The following is an 18,055-nucleotide window of genomic DNA, read 5'->3' as shown; positions in this document are numbered from 1 at the left end:
AAAAGTGAGTATTTTAAGTGCAAAAAATTTAGAAACGAGTTATGAAAAGCTTACAGTGTTTCGCGATTTAAATGTGGAAATACAAGAAGGAAAAGTAACGACAATTATAGGGCCAAACGGGTGCGGTAAATCGACATTGTTAAAAACAATGGGAAGAATCTTAAAGCAAAAGAGCGGTAAAGTATATTTACAAGGACAGGATTTAAATACAATTCCAACGAAAGAAATTGCGAAGCAGTTAGCTTTACTTCCGCAAACTCCAATTGCGCCAGGAGAGCTTAAAGTAGAAGAGTTAATTTCTTATGGACGCTATCCACATCGAAATAACGTAAATAAGTTAACTTCAAAAGATAAAGAGATGATTGATTGGGCACTAGATATAACGAAAACTTCTGAATTTCGAACGAGACAAATTGCAAATCTATCAGGTGGTCAACGACAAAAGGTATGGCTAGCGATGGCTTTAGCACAAGAGACAGAAGTGTTACTACTAGATGAACCAACGACATATCTTGATATGTCTCATCAATTAGATGTATTACAAATTGTGGAGAAGTTAAATAAAGAACATAATTGTACGGTCGTAATGGTACTACATGATATTAACCATGCAGCAAGGTTTTCAGATGAAATGATTGCAATGAAAGAAGGGGAAATCATTACAACTGGTAGCCCAGAAGAAATCATTACAAATGAAGTGTTAAAAGAAGTATTTCATATTGATGCGCGTGTCATGATTGATCCGTATAACGGATCTCCTGTTTGTTTTGGATACGATAGCGTTGTATCTCAAGAAAAGAAAGTAGAAATATATGTAACGAGTTAAAAGGGGGGAATATAAGATGAATACTACTATTGAAAAACAGCAGATTATTACATCTAATACAGAACAGTGGAAAATGTATTCGAAATTAGAAGGTAAGGAATATCAAATTCATATTTCAAAGCCGAGGCAGCCAGCACCAGAGTCAGGCTATCCTGTTATATACGTATTAGATGGCAATGCCTTTTTTCAAACATTCCATGAAGCGGTTAAAATACAATCAGTTAGAGCAGAAAAAACAGGTGTTTCACCAGCCATTATAGTAGGTATTGGTTATCCAATTAAAGGGGCATTTTCAGGGGAAGAAAGATGCTATGATTTTACGCCTAGCGTAATTTCAAAAGATGCGCCTTTAAAACCAGATGGCAAACCATGGCCTAAAACAGGAGGAGCACATAACTTCTTTACTTTTATAGAAGAAGAACTGAAGCCTCAAATCGAAAAAGATTTTGAGATTGATAAAGGAAAACAAACATTATTTGGGCATTCGCTAGGTGGTTTATTTGCTTTACATATACTATTTACAAACGTAAATGCCTTTCAAAATTACTTTATTAGTAGTCCATCTATTTGGTGGAATAACCAATCTGTGCTTGAAAAAGAAGAGAATCTTATAAGTGAATTAAATAGTGCCAAGTTTGAAACGGGAGTGTTCCTTACAGTTGGGTCACTAGAACGAGAGCATATGGTTGTAGGGGCAAACGAATTGTCAGAGCGCCTTCTCCAAGTAAAACACGACCAGTTTAGATTTACGTTTTATGAGGCTGAAGGGGAGAATCATGCATCTGTTGTGCCGACTTCTTTAAGTAAAGGGTTAAGGTTTATTAGTCAAGTATAGAAGAGGGAAAAGGTAAGCAATTGCTTACCTTTTTTCATTATCGCTTACACGCAACGTATCCATCAATTAAAAAGCTAGTGAAAAAGCGAGTGATTTGAGTAAAGCCACATTCCTCCATAATAGTTAGTAGATTCTTTTCGGAAATAGGAAATATTTCTGTTTCAAAAGAATTTTCAAATCGGTCCCAATCTTTTAATGGAATTTGATTTTGTATCATATGATTGCGCCAAGCATGTAATTGTGCAGAAAACATACTTGTATGGGGTATACCATTTATTGAAGAGAGAAAGAATGGAGCACCAGGCTTTAGATAACTACTAATTTCATTAATAAGTTCTTTTTTCTCCTTAATAGTTGGGACGAAGTGCAGGACAAGCATACAGGTGGCAGCGTCAAATAATTGATTTGGTAATAATGTATGGATAGTTCCATGTACAAGGTGAACATGATTTTGTATGCCTTCGTTTTTAATTCTTTTTTTAGCTAACTGTAGCATGCTTTCAGATGGATCGACACCTGTAAAAGATAAGTTGCTATTTTGTTTACTGATTGAGAGAATCTCTTGTCCACCACCAGCACCTATAATTAGTAAATTTGGATTCATATTTTCTTTAGGAAGAGTAGTAAATAAAAAATGGTTCATCATTTCATATAGGTTATAGTAGCCTGGGATTTTACATGGAATTCTTTGTTCATACGAATTTACGGTGGTATCATTCCAATTCATTTTTAACCTCCTAAGTATGTGTAGTATAGATTTATTATGGAATGAAATGATGAAGGGAAACAATCCCGTAAATCTGGGGGGAAGAGGATGTATGAAAAAACAATGAAAGAAATTACAATGATAGCGAATCGTATAAGTTCTATAAAGGCCTTTCAAGAGTCATTTCTCCACTTGATACGTAAAGTCATTGATTTTGACGCGGCTTGTTTTACAACTATAGACCCAATCTCTTTTTTATCTGCTGGGGCATATACGGATCCAAGTGTTGAAAAGATTCATCCACAATTGTTTATGAATGAATTCTTAGAAGATGATTTTAATAAATTCAAGTATTTAACAGAGCACTCTCCTCATGTCGCTTCTCTTAGTATGGCGACAAATGGTGAACAAAAGAAAAGCTCTAGATACCGAAATATTTTAAAACCAGCAAGTTTTGGAGATGAATTAAGGGGCGTTTGTATGAGTAAGGGGAACTGTTTTGGGCATCTTAGTTTATTTCGAGGGAGTACAAGTCCCACTTTTCATATCGATGATTGTAAGTACTTAGCAGCGATAGTCCCAATTGCTGGAGAGGCTTTAAAAAAGGCACTTTCTATACCTTTTTCAGAAAAGAAGGTGATAGGGACAGGCACGATTATAGTAAGCGAGGATTTTAATTTATTATATTGGAATCAAGAGGGCAACGATTGGCTCTCAAATCTTAGAAAGAATGAACAGTTACATATAAAAGAAATGCCAAGGCCAATACGTGCAGTTTGTTCGAAAGTAAAGGCTAACGAATATAATGTAGGTTGTATGAATAGAGAAGAAACAGTTTGTATCCCTTTAGCCTATGGACATTTTTTAATCGTTCGGGCCAGCAGGTTAGAATGTACAAGTAGTTTTCAGGGTGGTTATGTTGTTCTATTCGAAAGAGCAAGACCGGAAGAAATCTTTCCGCTTATTATGGAAGCTTATAGTTTTACAACACGTGAGAAGCAAGTAATACGGAAAATTCTTACAGGTATGTCGACAAAGGAATTAGCGCAAGAACTTTGTATATCTATATACACGGTACAAGATCATTTAAAATCCATTTTTGAAAAGACTGGGGTAAATAGTAGAAATGAACTTGTGTGGGAAGTTTTTTCGAAATTTTGTTTTGATGTTGATGAATAAAAATAAAACAAGTCTATAAAAATCGCATGAAGTAGGGTGGATGAGTTGTAGAATAGGGCTGAAAAAGGTTATGGATGAAACATTCCATAACCTTTTTCATAAGTAGAATTGTCCTTTTTGAAAGTTTTGTTTCAACTTTTCGTCTAAAGAGACAAAAAGTTGTCACAATTCGGTCACAATTAGCATAAACATAAAATAGACGAAATGAACTTATTTCCAAAATGGCTTGATTCATTTCATTCATGATTAGTAGAGCTGAAAAAGCATGGATTAAAAGTTCACTATATTCTCAAGGAGGTAGATCGTATGAAAACTATTCTTGCTATCGCTGGGCTTATTTGGGTTTTATCACATGGCATTCCAATTTATGAAGGAGAACAAATTCGCAGTGCTCTAAATAAAAATTTTAATGAATATCATATCATTGATCGGCAAGATAATGTTGTGACAGTTCGTGTAAATGACTGTTTTCATACGGTAACCGTTGAAGGAACTTCAGTAGTGAATGATACAAAAGTATGTGATCAGCAATAATATATATAGGAAGAAAAAAGTCTCGATTTATATGTGTGAAAATTGAGACTTTTATATTTGTGGATGAATAATAAGCGGGGATGGACAATCCCTGCTTATTATTGTTTTTTAAAAAAAGGAAAGGGTATCATAATAATTGAGCCTGAGAAGCTAATAAATTGTTAAGAATAAGCATAGAGCGGAAATATACTCATATGGGGTATCATACGTAGATATTTAATGCTATAATTGGTATACTCGTAAAAGCAATTGTTTTATTGGATGAAGAGAAACTTTAAGAAGGTGATAATATGGATCATAAAGAGCATGAAGCAGTAACACATAGATCAGAAAAAGAAAAAGAACAGATTATAAATAGATTAAAGAGAATTGAAGGACAAGTCCGCGGCATTCAAAATATGATTGAAAATGATCGTTATTGTGTGGATATTTTAGTGCAAATTTCAGCGATTAATGCAGCGATGAAAAAAGTTGGAATGGGTGTATTAAAAAACCATACAAGTCATTGTGTTTCAGGAGCTATTAAAAATGGTAATGGTGACGAAGCAATTGAAGAATTAATGACAGTATTTGAACGTTTTTCAAAAGCGTAAAAACAAGCTAGTATATAACTGGCTTGTTTTTTTGTTTACCTTTATATCGGGTTTTGGTGTGCAAAAGTGTGTGTAAAATAAACTTTTAGAAAATAATTGAAAAATCATGATATAAAACCATTGATTACCTTAGGGGGGTATGGTAAGATGTAGTTGTGATTAACAAACAATGAAGAAACAAGAGGAGGATTTTAAATGGAACAGTTAACATTACAAGTTGAAGGTATGTCTTGTGGACATTGTGTAAATTCTATTGAAAGCAGTGTGAAAGAACTAAACGGTGTTGAGCAAGTGAAAGTTCAATTAGCAGAAGGTACTGTTGAAGTTACGATTGATTCATCAGTTGTAACGTTAAAAGATATCGTTGCTGTAATTGAAGATCAAGGGTACGATGTTCAATAATTATTTTTAGATATGGAAATAAATCGTACTTTATAGGAAGTACGATTTATTTTGTTAATAATTATACCTTATGAGGGTATATAGAGGTGAGAGACATGAATGAACAGAAAGAGGCCAATCTTCAAATATCAGGAATGACATGTGCGGCATGTGCAAATAGAATTGAAAAAGGCTTGAAAAAAGTAGAAGGTGTTCATGATGCAAATGTAAATTTTGCACTTGAAAAAACAAAAATAATGTATGACCCCCAAAAAACAAACCCGCAACAGTTTAAGGAAAAAGTTGAATCGTTAGGATATGGAATTGTAAGTGATAAAGCTGAGTTTACTGTTTCTGGGATGACATGCGCAGCATGTGCGAATAGAGTAGAAAAGCGTTTAAATAAGTTAGAAGGTGTGAACGGAGCGACAGTAAATTTCGCTTTAGAATCGGCTACAGTAGATTTTAATCCTGATGAAATTCATGTAAATGAAATGAAGAGTGCAATTACGAAATTAGGATATAAATTGGAAGTGAAATCAGATGAGCAAGACGAATCAACTGATCATCGCTTACAAGAAATTGAGCGACAAAAGAAGAAATTTATCATTTCATTTATTTTATCATTCCCGTTATTGTGGGCAATGGTAAGTCATTTCTCATTTACATCGTTTATTTATTTACCTGATATGCTTATGAACCCTTGGGTGCAGCTAGCTCTTGCAACTCCAGTTCAGTTTATCATTGGTGGCCAGTTTTATGTTGGGGCTTATAAAGCATTACGTAATAAAAGCGCCAATATGGATGTACTGGTGGCACTTGGAACATCTGCAGCGTATTTCTACAGTGTGTATTTAAGCATTAGGTCGATTGGTTCTTCGGAACATATGACAGACTTGTATTTTGAAACGAGTGCGGTACTTATTACATTAATTATTTTAGGTAAATTATTTGAGGCGAAAGCAAAGGGACGCTCGTCAGAAGCGATTAAAAAATTAATGGGATTACAGGCGAAAACCGCTACTGTTGTACGAGATGGAACAGAAATAAAAATTTTAATCGAAGAAGTCGTAGCTGGTGATATCGTTTATGTGAAACCAGGGGAAAAAATCCCGGTAGATGGGGAAATTGTAGAAGGAAAGTCAGCGATAGATGAATCGATGTTGACAGGCGAGAGTATTCCAGTTGATAAAACAATTGGGGATGTAGTAATCGGCTCTACAATGAATAAAAATGGATTTTTAAAAGTGAAAGCAACTAAAGTAGGCAGAGATACTGCATTAGCTCAAATCATTAAAGTAGTAGAAGAGGCTCAAGGTTCAAAAGCGCCTATTCAAAGGGTAGCGGATCAAATTTCAGGTATTTTCGTACCGGTTGTAGTTGTGATTGCTATTATCACATTTGCAGTGTGGATGCTATTTGTTACACCTGGTGATTTTGGTGGAGCACTTGAAAAAATGATAGCCGTACTTGTTATCGCATGTCCGTGTGCATTAGGTCTTGCGACACCTACATCTATTATGGCGGGATCAGGAAGATCGGCTGAGTATGGCATTTTATTTAAAGGCGGGGAGCATTTAGAAGCAACGCATCGATTAGATACAGTTATTCTAGATAAAACAGGTACTGTGACAAATGGGAAGCCGGTGTTAACAGATGTAATTGTAGCAGATGAATTCCACGAAGAAGAAATGCTACGTCTAGTAGGTGCGGCAGAAAAAAATTCTGAACATCCACTTGCAGAAGCGATTGTAGAGGGAATTAAAGAAAAGAAAATTGTTATCCCAAGTTCAGAAACATTTGAAGCAATTCCGGGATTCGGCATCGAATCCGTTGTAGAAGGGAAACAATTATTAATAGGTACACGTCGATTAATGAAGAAATTCGATATTGATATTGAAGAAGTTTCTAAATCGATGGAAGCGCTAGAACGAGAAGGAAAAACAGCAATGTTAATAGCAATAGATAAGGAGTATGCTGGAATAGTTGCCGTTGCGGATACTGTAAAAGATACTTCAAAAGCAGCTATAGCAAGACTTAAGAAAATGGGTCTAGACGTTGTTATGATTACAGGAGATAATACACAAACTGCTCAAGCAATTGCTAAGCAAGTTGGTATTGATCACGTAATTGCAGAAGTATTACCAGAAGGAAAAGCAGAAGAAGTGAAAAAACTCCAAGCGCAAGGTAAGAAAGTAGCAATGGTTGGAGATGGAATAAATGATGCTCCAGCACTTGCTACGGCGGATATCGGTATGGCAATTGGAACAGGTACGGATGTAGCGATGGAAGCGGCAGATATTACGTTAATCCGTGGTGATTTAAATAGTATTGCTGATGCAATCTTTATGAGTAAGATGACGATAAGAAATATTAAGCAAAATTTATTCTGGGCACTAGCTTATAACGGCTTAGGAATCCCGATCGCCGCGTTCGGTTTCTTGGCACCTTGGGTTGCTGGAGCCGCGATGGCATTTAGTTCTGTATCGGTCGTATTAAATGCATTACGACTACAAAGAGTGAAATTAAAATAATAAAACTTTAAATCTATAGAGCAATTGCATATGCTTTTATAAAAAAACAATACTTTGAAATAAGTATTGTTTTTTTGTTTATATAGAAAGAAAAAAGATATAATAAAGCGGAAATATTGAATACTAGATGGTAGAAAAGTTAAATGATAGTTTAGTAAGGAGGTTCATATATGTTAAAAGGTACGATCATTAGAACATTCCATAAAGAGGATTTAGAACAAGTATTACAATTGTTCTATGAAACAGTTCATACAATTAATGCAAAAGATTATAACGTGTTACAGCTACAGGCATGGGCACCAGATCAACTAGATAAAGAAAGTTGGTTAAGGTCTTTAGAAAAGAATATTAGTTATGTAGCGGATCATAACGGTGTGATAGTGGGATTTGGGGATTATAATGATGAGCATTACATAGATCGTTTATTTACGCATAAAGATTATCAAGGAAAAAGAATAGCTTCGTACATACTACAGAAGTTAGAAAAAGAAGCAGTGAACTTGGGGTGTAGGGAAATATATACAGAAGCGAGTATTACAGCAAAACCGTTTTTTGAGAGTAAAGGTTTTATTTGCATAAAGGAACAAAAGAAACAGCATAATGGTCAGATTTTTATTAATTATGTAATGAAAAAAATAGCCCTCTCGTAAACGAGAAGGCTATTTTTTTCATTATTTTACAGCTTCTTTAAGTTCTTTACCAGCTTTGAAAGCAGGTACTTTAGAAGCTGCGATTTGCATTTCTTCACCAGTTTGTGGGTTACGGCCTGTACGAGCAGCTCTTTCGCGTACTTCGAATGTACCGAATCCGATAAGTTGTACTTTTTCACCAGCAGCTAAAGTGTTAGTGATTGATTCTACTACAGTTTGTAAAACTACAGTAGCTTCTTTTTGAGAAATCTCAGCATTTTGTGCTACGTTTTTGATTAATTCTGTTTTGTTCATGTTTTTCACCTCATATGTAAATAATGCTATTTAAGTTGTTATTATAACGTATAAAACATTCGAGAACAAGTGTACGCACATATATTCGTAAAAAAAATGAAATTTGTAATATTTTTTAGAGCCACTGTATAGACAGTTCATTTAAGCGGATACAGATTGTTTTTTTAATTCAGTTTGCTCTTTATTGGAAGGGAGCTTCTTATTATATGATATGAAATAAGGTAATGCTACAAATAACATACCTCCTACTAAGTTTCCAAAGAAAATAAAAATGAAGTTTGGAAAATATTCAAACCAAGTTAAATGACCGGCAAAAATTGCAGCTGGGATGACAAACATATTGGCCACAACATGTTGAAATCCAATCGCAACAAAAGTCATAACTGGGAACCAAATACCGATAATTTTTCCGATAAATTCTTTACTTCCCATACTGAGCCAAACAGCTAAACAAACGAGCCAATTACATCCGATTGCAGAAATGAAGGCTTGCAGCGGTGTATCTTGTAGTTTAGCTTGCGCAATAGAAACTGTTTTCGCTAAAAAAGCGCCCTCTGTTAATCCGACGATATGACCGAAAAAATAGGCAACGAATACAGCACCTATGAAGTTGCTAAACGTAACAATAACTAAATTTCGTATGAAATGAAATAAAGTAATTTTCTTTTGAAGCCAAGCCATAGAAACTGTCATCATGTTACCAGTTACTAGTTCACCGCCTGCAAGAATAACGAGTATAAGACCGATAGGGAATACAGCAGCGCCTAGAAAATTAGTAAATGATCCCCAAGATTTTGGCATTGTTCCGATAACATGGATATCGAGTAAATACCCTAATGCTATGAAAGCACCACCAAAAAAACCGAGAATTAGCATAGGGAGTAATGATAAATGAGCTTTTTTTCTTCCGGAATTCGCAGCAAGTTCCGTAATTTCTTCTGGTGTAAATACAGACATGAATAACCTCTCCTTAATAAAATGATAGAATGAATAGAAGGAACATTTTTAAGAATCTATGTATTATAAAAATATGTTATGACTTCTGTATAAGTTTGTCAAAACGAATGGGTAAAATTGGATATAACTAACATTGTTCATGTTGTCACATTAATGTAACAATAAGGCTGTAAAGTACTTTTAGAGGTGAGAACATGAATACGCATCATGTAAAAAAAGAACAAAAAAAATCAATCATAAAAATATTCATACTCAGTTTTATAAGTATAGTAATGATTTCAGTAAGTTTGTATTTCTATGCGACAGAAATAGAACGAAAACTAGTAACAGTTACGTGGAATGAAATAGAAGCATCTACAATTCCTAAAGAGTTTAATAATAAAAAAATATTACAATTCTCAGATGTACATTTAGGGCCAGAATTTACACTGAAACAACTAGAAAATTTGGTGGAGAAGATGAATGCGTTACATCCAGATGTAGTAGTTTTTACAGGGGATTTAATAGATAAGTTTGGATCATATAAGGCGGAGAGAGAAGAAGCGAAAGGTATTTTACAGAAAATACATGCACCCTTAGGGAAATATGCAGTGTTTGGGAATCATGATAGGGGCGGGGGAGGTAGTTTATTTTATAAAAAATATATGGAGGAAGCTGGTTTCTCTGTGTTAGTAAATGAAATGCAAAAAATTAAAGCGGAAAACGGAAAATATATTACAATATCAGGTTTGGATGATTTCTTATTAGGAAAGCCGCAAATAGACTCGACTTTAAAACATGTGAGGCAACAAGATTTTAATATGCTTTTAGTACATGAGCCGGATGTTGTAGACAAAGTAGCTCGTTACCCAGTTGATTTTCAAATGTCAGGCCATAGTCACGGAGGACAAGTTCAAATTCCTTTTATAGGTCCATTAATTACTACAAAATTAGCTGAGAGCTATGTGGAAGGTATGTATGAATTAGAAGGAAAGAATAAGCCGTTACATTTATACGTAAATCGTGGTATTGGGACAACCCGAATGCCTGTTAGATTTTTGAGTGTACCTGAACTTTCGGTATTTGTATTGAAGCAAAATAGTAACTAAACCATTCAGTAATAGGAGGGTTTTCAATGAAAGTGCTCTTTTTTATTGATTAAAAACAGAATATTATGTAACTTTTATTTAAAGTGTTAAAAAAGAAAGGGGCATTTCTATGATAGAAACATGGCATAAAGAATTGGAAAGTTTATATAAGCAAATGGTTTTGTGGAAACTTACTTTTAAGTCTTGTAAATAGTTATGTTAGAGATGGAAAAAAATCTCTTCATCATGTAGAAGTGAAAAAGTGATTTATAAAAAAACAACAATAGGTTACCTTATATAACCTATTGTTGTTTTTATTATTTTTGCAAGGGGATAGCATCAAAATATGTTCTATAGTTATTAGAGAATTCAAAGTTGTTTTTTGCATCCCAGTTAATAGACCAAGACATTAGGCCGCGGAATGCGGGATAGCCGCTCTGATTGGAAAGTTTATACTTTCCTCCGAAAGGAATTCCTTTAATGATATAATCTAAGGCTTTTTTCATTTCAGTTGGAGAAATATATCCGCCACTTGGAGCGGCCGCTGGTGCTGCAGGAAGTCCAATCATGACTTGATCCGAACGAAGAGCTGGGAAAATGTTATTTGCATTACCACCTACAGGAAAACCATGTAAGAGCATATCTGCCATAGCGACTTCGTAGTCTGCAGTACCTTGATTGTAGTTATTACCGTCCATTCCAATCCCGCTACCAGCGTTGTAGTGTTGAACGTGAATGTATGTTAGTTTGTCTTTCACCCCGTAAATAATCGGTAAATATGCACCCCAGATGCTTCCATATGCGCTATAACCACCTTGAACATAAGCTGTTTCAGGAGCCATGCTTAATAGAAAATTCGGACCATAATGATCTGAGATTGTCCGAATAGCTGAAATAAGATTTACGATTTGAGGAGTCGTTGGGTTTTTGAAATTAGTGTCATTTCCGTTTAAGTAAATTCCTGATTCAAGGTCAATATCTATTCCATCAAAACCGTATTTATCAATTAGAGATTGTATGGAATTAATAAAACGTTGCTTAGCGGTATTATCAGGAAGTAAAACGACCCCATTTTGTCCACCTATTGAAAGAACCACTTTCTTTCCTTTACTTTTTAAATAAGTAATATCTGATTTGAATTCTGCATCCGTACCATACACAGGAGAAAATTCAACAGTGGAACGATCACCACCAGTTTCACCGAAAGATACATTGATTACATCCCATTTTGGTGAAACGTCTTTTAATTTAATAATGCCAGTACCGTTATCAAAGTTATGCCAGTATCCAACGAGTAATTTTGATCCTAAATTGTTTGCTGCTTGTGCTTGAAAGGGAGCTAGCGGTAGCAGTAAGAAAATTACTAAAGTACAACAAATGAATTTGAACTTGTTTAACATATCAACACTCCTATACAAAAAGTTGTCTAGATGTATAATCTTGTTTATTTAATGATATCTGAAAATTCATTCTTTTGTAAGGTGACTATAATTTTCTCAACAATTGTATATGGAAAATTATTAAACCTAATGTAATAATTTCTGAAGGAGGTCGGATTACGATTGTTAAATTCAGAATATTTTGATATATTTTAAAGTATAGGACAAGATTTTTCGCATAATACTCTTACATAAATTTCAAAATTAAGTTTGGAAGGGGATGTACAAGAGTTGGATAAAAATCTTAAGAAAGACCTCAAAATACGCCATATAACAATGATCTCAATTGGTGGCGTAATAGGAGCTGGTTTGTTTGTTGGAAGTGGTGCGGTTGTGCATTCAGCAGGTCCAGGCTCTATCGTTTCATATGCATTAGCAGGACTTCTAGTTATTTTCGTTATGAGAATGCTAGGAGAAATGGCAGCTATTAATCCGACAAGTGGTTCATTTGCAACATATGCAAGAGAGGCAATTGGTCCATGGGCAGGTTATACAATTGGGTGGCTATATTGGTTTTTCTGGGTAATTGTTATTGCAATAGAAGCTACAGCAGGTGCTGGTATTATTCAATACTGGATTCCAGAAATCCCACTCTGGTTATTAAGCTTAATATTAACGATTTTATTAACGTTGACGAATGTTTTCTCGGTGAAATCATTTGGAGAATTTGAATATTGGTTTTCATTTATCAAAGTAATAAGTATTGTTTTATTCCTTTGTCTTGGACTAGCTGTTATTTTAGGATTTGTACCAGGAACGGAAGCACCTGGTACTTCGAATTTAGTAGGACAAGGAGGATTTATGCCAAATGGTATAAATTCGGTGCTACTTGGAATCACCGTCGTTATATTTTCATTTATGGGATCTGAGATTGTTGCAGTGGCCGCTGGAGAGTCTGCCGAACCTGTAAAGGCAGTAAAAACAGCAACAAATAGTGTAATTTGGCGTATTCTCGTATTTTTCATTGGATCAATCGCTGTAGTTGTTACACTTCTTCCGTGGAATTCGGCGAACATACTAAAAAGCCCGTTTGTAGCGGTGCTTGAACATATAGGAATACCAGCGGCAGCACAAATTATGAATTTTATCGTTTTAACAGCTGTACTTTCTTGTTTGAATTCGGGTTTATATACGAACTCAAGAATGCTTTTTTCAATGGCAGAAAGAGGAGATGCGCCAAAGGCATTTTTGAAATTGAATAGTAGTGGTGTTCCAGTTCGGGCGGTTTTATTTGGAACTTTCTTTGCTTACATCGGAGTTGTTTTTAGTTACATATCTCCAGATAAAGTATTTTTATTTTTAGTGAATGCATCTGGCGGGATTGCGTTACTCGTTTATCTCGTTATAGCAATTTCTCATTTCAAGATACGTAAAAAAATGGGGAAAGCGGAACAACAAAATTTGAAAGTGAAAATGTGGTTTTTTCCGTACGTAACATACGTTACAATTGCTGCGATTATAGCAGTTTTAGTTGCAATGCTCGCAATTGAATCTTTACGTTCACAGGCACTATTAACGATGCTAGTTACTGTTCTTATAATAATTTCTTATTTTATTTTCAATAGAAACAAAAATAGTACAGTGTTGAATCCTAAAAGTAAAAATGAAGAATCTGTTCGATTCTAATTTCTTGTTTTAGAAGAGAGTTACACCCAATCATTGCTATAAAAGAATCATATATAATCATAGAAACAAGTAATTACTATTGTCATAGTGAATATAAACTTTTTTCTTGACTTTTTTTATAAAGGCGAGCAAAATGGTAAAAAAGGAAAGGGGGATGACGATGGAAGAGTACGTATTAGAGCTGTATAACTTGTTATATACGACAGAATGGCAAGATATTGTTTCGTTTCTAGGAATAATGTTTTGTATGAAAATTGTAATTGTATATATGGAAGAGCAAGGTATGTTCTATTCCTTCTCATCTCCGTTCGATGTGCAGCGCGAGCCGTTGCCAAACTATGCCAAGGTAAATTACGAACAATTTCCTTTTGTAATTTTCTTTATGATTCGATTTATAACAGCAATTGTAAAGAAAAAGGAAAGTGACGATGAAGAGTACCACTCAACTTGTAATATAGCGTCTGCTTTATAGGCTAAATACAAGGAGGAGATTTATATGTGGTTTCGATTTCTTATGATTGGTTTCTTTTCATTAACAGCAATTTCTTTAATGGGATATCAAGTATCTGAAATTTATCAAGCATATAGCAATACGTTTTTTAACAAAAACTAATTACATTGCTATTTAAATAATAAAGCGATAAAATCCTTCTTAAGAAGTTTTATTAAGAAGGGTTTTTTTCTTTGCTCTGTCTTACTGTGTCAAACTATTGTCACATTTACACTGTGAATAATATGTTAAAATAGTGAGGTTACGTATACATATTTGAAGGAAGAGGAGTGACCATTTTGGTGGATCAATCAACTAATCAGAAAAGCTATGCTCCTATTGTGATAACGCTTTCTGTAATTGTAAATGCGATTATTTTATTTTTGTTCTTTGGACCTGTTGGCTATGAAGGAGAAGTACATTTTGATGTAACAATTTTACCAATGTTAAATGCAATTTTTAATAGCTTTACGTTCGTATTCTTATTAGCAGCTTTATACTCTATTATTAAGAAGAATGTGAAAATGCACCGTGGTTTCATCCTGGCAGCATTTACAACGACGTTGCTATTTTGTGTTTCTTATTTATCGTATCATTACTTGGCGCCGGCAACACATTTTGGTGGGGAAGGATTCATTAAATATGTGTACTTCATTATTTTAATTACACATATTATCCTGGCGGCTATTATTGTACCACTTGCATTGTTTGCACTTGTATTTGGTTTTACAAATCAATTAACACGTCATCGTAAAATTGTACGTTGGACGATGCCGATTTGGTTATATGTAAGTTTATCTGGTGTTATTGTTTACTTAATGATCTCACCTTATTACCAATAAAAAGATCTCAGCCTGTAGGCTGGGATCTTTTTATTAGGCAAATATTTTTGTGAAATGAAAAAAATATGGTATACAAAAGTATAGTTGCTTTTCATATAGAAGGGATGGTAAAGAAGTATGCAAAATTTTGTATTTCGTAATCCAACGAAACTTATTTTCGGTAAAGGTCAATTAGAACAGTTAAAAACTGAAATTCCACAGTTCGGTAAAAAAGTTCTTCTCGTATATGGGGGAGGCAGCATTAAAAGAAATGGTATTTATGATAATGTACTATCTATTTTAAAAGATATAAATGCAGAAGTATTTGAATTGACAGGCGTTGAACCGAATCCTCGTGTATCAACCGTAAAGAAAGGGATTCAAATTTGTAAAGATAATGGAGTCGACTTTATTTTAGCAGTTGGAGGAGGAAGTGTAATCGACTGTACAAAAGCAATTGCCGCAGGTAGTAAGTACGATGGAGATGTATGGGACATTGTAACGAAAAAAGCATTTGCTAGCGAGGCGTTACCATTTGGTACTGTTCTTACTCTTGCAGCAACAGGGTCTGAAATGAATGCAGGATCGGTAATTACAAACTGGGAAACGAATGAAAAGTATGGATGGGGAAGCCCAGTTACATTCCCTCAGTTTTCAATTTTAGATCCAGTTCATACTGCATCTGTGCCGAGAGATCAAACGATTTATGGTATGGTAGATATTATGTCACATGTATTAGAACAATATTTCCATCATGGAACAAATACAGAATTACAAGATCGTTATTGTGAATCTGTTTTAAGAACAGTAATTGAAACAGCTCCTAAGCTGTTAAATGATCTAGAAAATTATGAGCATAGGGAAACAATTTTATATTGCGGAACGATGGCGTTAAATGGAATTTTAGCGATGGGAGTAAAAGGAGACTGGGCAACTCACAATATTGAGCATGCAGTTTCTGCGGTTCATGATATACCACATGGAGGCGGCCTTGCAATTTTATTCCCGAACTGGATGAAGCATGTTGTAAATGAAAATGTAAGTCGTTTTAAACAGTTCGCTATTCGTGTATTCGATGTAGAAACAGATGGAAAGATTGATCAAGAAATTGCGTTAGAAGGAATTGAGGCGTTACGTCAATTTTGGACTTCAATTGAGGCGCCGCTAACATTAGCTGATTATGCTATTGGAGAAAATGAAATTGATTTAATGGCTGATAAAGCGATGGCTTATGGTGAATTTGGTAACTTTAAAAAATTAAATAAAGAAGATGTTTTAAGCATATATAAAGCTTCTTTATAAACAACAAAAAAACCTATTTGATTGTTATATCAAATAGGTTTTTTTGTTGTTTATAATCGTTTGTGATTGTTTTTGGTTATTTATGAATGTTTGTGGTTGATTTTTGTGATCGTTTTCATTATACTGTAATCAAAGAAGAGGTGAATAAAATGTTAACTCCTGAACGTCATCAAATGATATTGCAACTTGTAAAAGAGCAGAAGGTTGTTAAATTACAGCAATTAGTGGAAAGAACAGAAAGCTCTGAATCAACAATTCGTCGTGATTTAGCACAATTGGAAAAGCAAAGGTTATTAAAAAGGGTTCACGGTGGTGCGGCTGTTTTAACAGGAAAAGGACAAGAGCCGACGATGGTTGAAAAATCATCCAAAAATATTCAAATAAAACAACAAATTGCGAAGCATGCGGCTAGCATTGTTGAACAAGGTGATTGCATTTATTTAGATGCAGGAAGTACAACATTTGAAATGATTCCATTTTTAATAAATAAAGATGTTACTGTCGTTACGAATGGACTTATGCATATTGAAGCTTTAGTTGAAAATAATATTCGTGCATATTTACTAGGCGGGATGATGAAAAGTAGGACGAAAGCTTTAATTGGTGCTATGGCACAGGAAAGTATGCAGAAGTACCGTTTTGATAAATGTTTTTTAGGAGCGAATGGTGTACATGAACAGCTTGGTTTTACTACTCCAGATCCAGAAGAGGCACTTTTAAAACAAATGGCATTAACATTAGCGAACGAAGGATATTTCTTAATTGATGAAAGTAAGTTTTCAGAAGTTGCGTTTGCGAAAATTGCAAATGTTGAAGAGGCAAATATTATTACAAACTATTTAGAAATTGATTTAGAAAAATATAAAAGACAAACCAATGTAATTGAGGCTGATAAACAATGATCTATACAGTTACTTTAAACCCATCTATTGATTATGTAGTACAAGTTAATTCCTTCGATTTAGGCGCAGTAAATCGAACAGAGAAAGATATGAAGTTTCCTGGAGGGAAAGGGATTAATGTTTCTCGCGTTCTTCATCGTTTAGGTGTTGAAAATGTAGCGCTTGGATTTACTGGTGGATTTACCGGTCAATTTATTAAAGATGTATTACAGGCGGAAGGTGTAACAACAAACTTCGTCCAAGTAGACGGAGATTCCCGAATTAATGTGAAGATAAAAGGGCAAGAAGAAACAGAATTAAATGGGCAAGGTCCTAATGTGATAAATGAGCAATTTGAACAATTAATGAAACAAATTGAAAGTATGAAGCAGGGAGATTGCGTTGTACTAGCTGGAAGTATACCTGCGTCTATCTCAAGTGCCTTTTATGAATCAATCGCAGCGTTCGGAGTAGAAAAAGGCATTCGCGTAGTAGTAGATGCGAGTGGAAGTGCCTTGCAACATGTAATTAAAAATAAGCCATTTTTAATAAAGCCTAATCATCATGAACTTGGTGAGTTATTCGGGGTAGAGATTTCAACAGTAGAAGATATTTTACCGTATGGAAGAAAATTAATCGAACAAGGTGTAGAGCACGTTATCGTATCAATGGCCGGAGATGGAGCTTTATTATTTACGGCAGAAGGTATATATGAAGCAACTGTTCCAAAAGGTGTTGTAATGAATTCGGTTGGGGCCGGGGATTCTCTCGTTGCAGGATTTGTAGGTAAATATGAACAGACAAAAGATATTGAAAAGGCATTTCAATATGGCGTTGCAACAGGGAGTGCAACAGCATTTTCAGCTGATTTATGTGAAAAAGAAAAAGTAGAAGGATTATTGTCGCAAGTAATTGTAGCTAAGCGATAGGGGGAACCAGC

19 protein-coding genes and 1 pseudogene are annotated in these 18,055 nt (G+C 34.6%); 16 read left to right on the top strand and 4 right to left on the bottom strand.

Translation table 11 applies throughout. The features are described from left to right. Positions 1-4 precede the first annotated feature (4 nt). Complete coding sequence (locus KZZ19_RS18140; protein ID WP_237979270.1) at positions 5-826, top strand: ABC transporter ATP-binding protein; 822 nt, start codon at positions 5-7, stop codon at positions 824-826. A 16-nt stretch (positions 827-842) separates the two neighbouring features. Continuing rightward, the gene (locus tag KZZ19_RS18135) at positions 843-1,661 is read left to right on the top strand and encodes an alpha/beta hydrolase (protein ID WP_237979269.1); all 819 of its coding nucleotides are present in this window, start codon (positions 843-845) and stop codon (positions 1,659-1,661) included. A 37-nt stretch (positions 1,662-1,698) separates the two neighbouring features. On the opposite strand, the gene KZZ19_RS18130 is transcribed toward KZZ19_RS18135, so the two are convergent. Then, a complete protein-coding gene (locus tag KZZ19_RS18130) occupies positions 1,699-2,388 on the bottom strand; it encodes a class I SAM-dependent methyltransferase (RefSeq protein ID WP_237979268.1) in 690 nt (229 codons plus the stop codon). A gap of 87 nt (positions 2,389-2,475) precedes the next feature. Between KZZ19_RS18130 and KZZ19_RS18125 the strand changes: the two genes are divergently transcribed. From KZZ19_RS18125 to KZZ19_RS18100, 6 genes are all read left to right on the top strand, one after another. Continuing rightward, the gene (locus KZZ19_RS18125; RefSeq protein WP_237979267.1) at positions 2,476-3,546 is read left to right on the top strand and encodes a helix-turn-helix transcriptional regulator; all 1,071 of its coding nucleotides are present in this window, start codon (positions 2,476-2,478) and stop codon (positions 3,544-3,546) included. Positions 3,547-3,852: 306 nt separating this feature from the next. Beyond that, positions 3,853-4,080 carry a hypothetical protein gene (locus tag KZZ19_RS18120; RefSeq protein ID WP_000849103.1) on the top strand — a complete coding sequence of 76 codons (228 nt, stop codon included), beginning with the start codon at positions 3,853-3,855 and terminating at the stop codon, positions 4,078-4,080. 290 nt (positions 4,081-4,370) lie between these two features. Beyond that, positions 4,371-4,673, top strand: coding sequence for a metal-sensing transcriptional repressor (locus tag KZZ19_RS18115; protein ID WP_000349637.1), 303 nt, complete (start codon positions 4,371-4,373; stop codon positions 4,671-4,673). Between the two features lie 195 nt (positions 4,674-4,868). Beyond that, positions 4,869-5,075, top strand: coding sequence for a copper chaperone CopZ (gene copZ, locus KZZ19_RS18110; protein WP_000436980.1), 207 nt, complete (start codon positions 4,869-4,871; stop codon positions 5,073-5,075). Positions 5,076-5,170: 95 nt separating this feature from the next. Then, positions 5,171-7,588: a heavy metal translocating P-type ATPase gene (locus KZZ19_RS18105; protein ID WP_237979265.1), complete on the top strand. Its 2,418-nt coding sequence runs from the start codon at positions 5,171-5,173 to the stop codon at positions 7,586-7,588. Positions 7,589-7,758: 170 nt separating this feature from the next. Next, entirely contained in the window at positions 7,759-8,238 is a 480-nt protein-coding gene (locus KZZ19_RS18100; RefSeq protein ID WP_237979263.1) for a GNAT family N-acetyltransferase, read from the top strand. Between the two features lie 21 nt (positions 8,239-8,259). Here the strand turns inward: KZZ19_RS18100 and KZZ19_RS18095 are convergent, their stop codons facing one another. Both KZZ19_RS18095 and KZZ19_RS18090 read right to left on the bottom strand, forming a co-directional pair. Next, on the bottom strand, positions 8,260-8,532 hold the full coding sequence (locus KZZ19_RS18095) for an HU family DNA-binding protein (RefSeq protein WP_001043902.1): 273 nt from the start codon (positions 8,530-8,532) through the stop codon (positions 8,260-8,262). A 141-nt stretch (positions 8,533-8,673) separates the two neighbouring features. Then, positions 8,674-9,489: a formate/nitrite transporter family protein gene (locus KZZ19_RS18090; protein WP_237979260.1), complete on the bottom strand. Its 816-nt coding sequence runs from the start codon at positions 9,487-9,489 to the stop codon at positions 8,674-8,676. 194 nt (positions 9,490-9,683) lie between these two features. Between KZZ19_RS18090 and KZZ19_RS18085 the strand changes: the two genes are divergently transcribed. Then, positions 9,684-10,577: a metallophosphoesterase gene (locus tag KZZ19_RS18085; protein WP_237979258.1), complete on the top strand. Its 894-nt coding sequence runs from the start codon at positions 9,684-9,686 to the stop codon at positions 10,575-10,577. Positions 10,578-10,741: 164 nt separating this feature from the next. Further along, positions 10,742-10,822: pseudogene (locus KZZ19_RS31190) on the top strand (N-acyl-L-amino acid amidohydrolase); the annotation flags it as partial. Between the two features lie 51 nt (positions 10,823-10,873). On the opposite strand, the gene KZZ19_RS18080 reads toward KZZ19_RS31190, so the two are convergent. Next, positions 10,874-11,956, bottom strand: coding sequence for a chitinase (locus tag KZZ19_RS18080; protein ID WP_237979256.1), 1,083 nt, complete (start codon positions 11,954-11,956; stop codon positions 10,874-10,876). A gap of 270 nt (positions 11,957-12,226) precedes the next feature. Between KZZ19_RS18080 and gabP the strand changes: the two genes are divergently transcribed. The 6 genes from gabP (at position 12,227) to pfkB (ending at position 18,044) form a co-directional block, all read left to right on the top strand. Continuing rightward, complete coding sequence (gene gabP, locus KZZ19_RS18075) at positions 12,227-13,621, top strand: GABA permease (protein ID WP_237979254.1); 1,395 nt, start codon at positions 12,227-12,229, stop codon at positions 13,619-13,621. A gap of 133 nt (positions 13,622-13,754) precedes the next feature. Continuing rightward, positions 13,755-14,093 carry a hypothetical protein gene (locus KZZ19_RS18070; RefSeq protein WP_140392530.1) on the top strand — a complete coding sequence of 113 codons (339 nt, stop codon included), beginning with the start codon at positions 13,755-13,757 and terminating at the stop codon, positions 14,091-14,093. A 317-nt stretch (positions 14,094-14,410) separates the two neighbouring features. Next, positions 14,411-14,953: a DUF420 domain-containing protein gene (locus KZZ19_RS18065; RefSeq protein WP_000228316.1), complete on the top strand. Its 543-nt coding sequence runs from the start codon at positions 14,411-14,413 to the stop codon at positions 14,951-14,953. Positions 14,954-15,070: 117 nt separating this feature from the next. Next, the gene (locus KZZ19_RS18060) at positions 15,071-16,234 is read left to right on the top strand and encodes an iron-containing alcohol dehydrogenase (protein WP_237979253.1); all 1,164 of its coding nucleotides are present in this window, start codon (positions 15,071-15,073) and stop codon (positions 16,232-16,234) included. Between the two features lie 149 nt (positions 16,235-16,383). After that, positions 16,384-17,136, top strand: coding sequence for a DeoR/GlpR family DNA-binding transcription regulator (locus KZZ19_RS18055; protein ID WP_088097411.1), 753 nt, complete (start codon positions 16,384-16,386; stop codon positions 17,134-17,136). Beyond that, entirely contained in the window at positions 17,133-18,044 is a 912-nt protein-coding gene (gene pfkB, locus KZZ19_RS18050) for a 1-phosphofructokinase (RefSeq protein WP_237979252.1), read from the top strand. Before KZZ19_RS18055 ends, pfkB begins: the two co-directional genes overlap by 4 nt. The last annotated feature ends 11 nt before the right edge of the window (positions 18,045-18,055 follow it).

This window comes from Bacillus thuringiensis (assembly GCF_022095615.2).
Classification (GTDB): Bacteria; Bacillota; Bacilli; order Bacillales; family Bacillaceae_G; genus Bacillus_A; species Bacillus_A cereus_AG.
Note: the sequence above shows the minus strand (reverse complement) of the source record. Positions and strands in the feature narration are given on the sequence as shown.

Coding starts and splice junctions, on each gene's coding strand:
- KZZ19_RS18085 (WP_237979258.1), top strand. CDS start 9,684: ATGAATACGCATCATGTAAAAAAAGAACAAAAAAAATCAATCATAAAA.
- KZZ19_RS18120 (WP_000849103.1), top strand. CDS start 3,853: ATGAAAACTATTCTTGCTATCGCTGGGCTTATTTGGGTTTTATCACAT.
- KZZ19_RS18125 (WP_237979267.1), top strand. CDS start 2,476: ATGTATGAAAAAACAATGAAAGAAATTACAATGATAGCGAATCGTATA.
- copZ (WP_000436980.1), top strand. CDS start 4,869: ATGGAACAGTTAACATTACAAGTTGAAGGTATGTCTTGTGGACATTGT.
- KZZ19_RS18090 (WP_237979260.1), bottom strand. CDS start 9,489: ATGTCTGTATTTACACCAGAAGAAATTACGGAACTTGCTGCGAATTCC.
- KZZ19_RS18135 (WP_237979269.1), top strand. CDS start 843: ATGAATACTACTATTGAAAAACAGCAGATTATTACATCTAATACAGAA.
- KZZ19_RS18095 (WP_001043902.1), bottom strand. CDS start 8,532: ATGAACAAAACAGAATTAATCAAAAACGTAGCACAAAATGCTGAGATT.
- KZZ19_RS18130 (WP_237979268.1), bottom strand. CDS start 2,388: ATGAATTGGAATGATACCACCGTAAATTCGTATGAACAAAGAATTCCA.
- KZZ19_RS18055 (WP_088097411.1), top strand. CDS start 16,384: ATGTTAACTCCTGAACGTCATCAAATGATATTGCAACTTGTAAAAGAG.
- KZZ19_RS18100 (WP_237979263.1), top strand. CDS start 7,759: ATGTTAAAAGGTACGATCATTAGAACATTCCATAAAGAGGATTTAGAA.
- pfkB (WP_237979252.1), top strand. CDS start 17,133: ATGATCTATACAGTTACTTTAAACCCATCTATTGATTATGTAGTACAA.
- KZZ19_RS18060 (WP_237979253.1), top strand. CDS start 15,071: ATGCAAAATTTTGTATTTCGTAATCCAACGAAACTTATTTTCGGTAAA.
- KZZ19_RS18105 (WP_237979265.1), top strand. CDS start 5,171: ATGAATGAACAGAAAGAGGCCAATCTTCAAATATCAGGAATGACATGT.
- KZZ19_RS18115 (WP_000349637.1), top strand. CDS start 4,371: ATGGATCATAAAGAGCATGAAGCAGTAACACATAGATCAGAAAAAGAA.
- KZZ19_RS18070 (WP_140392530.1), top strand. CDS start 13,755: ATGGTAAAAAAGGAAAGGGGGATGACGATGGAAGAGTACGTATTAGAG.
- KZZ19_RS18080 (WP_237979256.1), bottom strand. CDS start 11,956: ATGTTAAACAAGTTCAAATTCATTTGTTGTACTTTAGTAATTTTCTTA.